We start from the raw sequence: 1,859 nt of genomic DNA, 5'->3' as shown, positions 1-1,859 counted from the left end.
AATAAACGCATATGAAATATGCGCTGCAGCTGTATTTCCATCCATTGTTTTCATTTTTCTCATAAAAAATTCCTTCTTTCTTCTATATTATATATGATGTTCTTATCAAGTATGAACAATATGATGCCAAATCTTATAAACATATTTTAGAGTATAAGTTACTTTTGTTATAAGTCTTAGCTCAATATTTTAAAAAGTCTTAGGACTATTGATGTGTATGAGATACGAGTTTATCAATGATTCTTAGACTTTCAAAATATTGAGCTTTAGACTTATTAAAAGTATTTATTGTGCCGGAAGAATGTCAATATATCCTGGAGGATAAGTTAAGTGTCAGCCGTGGATGTCTATAGGAGGTTGTGATAAAGTCCATTTTATATATCAAAAGATGGAAAATGAAAAAGTCCAATGCATTGGTATTTAAGGATTTACTTAATGTAAAATTTTGTTTAATCACACCCTCCTATATATGATCTTCAACAAAAAACTTATAAAATTTGTTTACGTCTAACCCACCAACTATCCTTTTCTGTAACTGGAAGATGCCTTTTATGTTGAGATTTCTCATTCAATCCAACTATTTTACTCTCAAAGTCTTCTTGGAAGTTTGCATCACCTCTTAGATATAGACAAACCTGATGATTAAGGGTGCTTACTTCTTCTCTATTAGACATATTATCCCATAAACCAGCTGTAGGAAGTTTATTTATTATTGATTGAGGTGCACCAAATATCTTAGCCATCTCATAAATTATGCCTTTTGTTATTCCTGCAAGTGGTTGTATATCTGCTGCGTAATCACCATGTTTAGTTATCATACCCATGGTCAGTTCAGTGGCATTTACAGACCCTGCAACCAAAAGATCATAAACCTCAGCTACTCTATATAGAACTGTCATCCTTATTCGTGCTTTTGTATTGCCGATGTGAACCTTGGTTGGAGGTAAATCTTTAAGAAGTTCGATACATTCGTCTACAGTTTTTGTTATATCGTGAACTTTAAATACATCTGGTTGAATAATGTTCCTTGCCATCTCCACATCTACCATGTCAGTTTTCTTCCCATAAGGAAGAGATAAGCTTGCCAAAAACAAACCTGCTCTTTTTATCAACATGCTTGCAACAAAACTATCTACTCCACCTGTTATATGACATACATATCCTTTTTTTCCAGTACATTCTGCATAATTTTTAAGAAGCTCTGTAACTTCCTCTATCATTCTATAAGCGTAGTCTCTATCTGATTCACCTCTACGAGGCATTGGTATACCAATTTCACTAGATATTTTATTTTGCTTATATCTATCGATCATATTAACCCCTCCCAAATTTATATTTATTTCAATACTCTCACACTTTTATAAATGTTATTTCATTGCAATTTTATTTTTTATAGATTAGAGAGGCTGTTGAACTATAGATACTCGTATTACCAAAATGTTCTAAAATATAAATAAACTTTTAGTCACGAGTATATATGTGCAACAGCCTCATTATATATAGTAATCTAAAGAATTTTAGATCCACGCCCACTATCGGTGCACAGTCAAATATATTTCTTTAGTTTCTACCCTAATAATTTTATTTTATCTTTCAACTATTATAGCAGTACCCATTCCACCACCTATGCAAAGAGTTGCGAGTCCTTTCTTTGCATCTCTTTTTTCCATTTCATAAAGTAAAGTAGTTAATATTCTAGCACCAGAGCATCCAACTGGATGACCAAGAGCAATAGCTCCACCATTTACATTTACCTTGCTCATATCAAATTTTAAATCTTTTGCAACGGCTAAACTCTGAGCTGCAAAGGCTTCATTTGCTTCTATTAAATCCATATCTTCTATTGTTAAATTAGCCAC

At 32.4% G+C, this 1,859-nt stretch carries 1 protein-coding gene and 1 pseudogene; both read right to left on the bottom strand.

Going from position 1 to position 1,859, the window contains the following annotated elements; all coding sequences use genetic code 11:
• Positions 1-488: 488 nt before the first annotated feature.
• Positions 489-1,313, bottom strand: a complete 825-nt coding sequence (gene nadE / locus I6U48_RS29060) for an NAD(+) synthase (protein WP_218324003.1) — start codon at positions 1,311-1,313, stop codon at positions 489-491.
• Positions 1,314-1,586: 273 nt separating this feature from the next.
• A pseudogene (locus I6U48_RS29055) lies at positions 1,587-1,859 on the bottom strand (acetyl-CoA C-acyltransferase); the annotation flags it as partial.

The organism is Clostridium thailandense, from assembly GCF_019207025.1.
In the GTDB taxonomy this organism is placed as follows: Bacteria; Bacillota; Clostridia; order Clostridiales; family Clostridiaceae; genus Clostridium_AM; species Clostridium_AM thailandense.
This window is presented reverse-complemented; position numbering and strand designations above follow the sequence as displayed.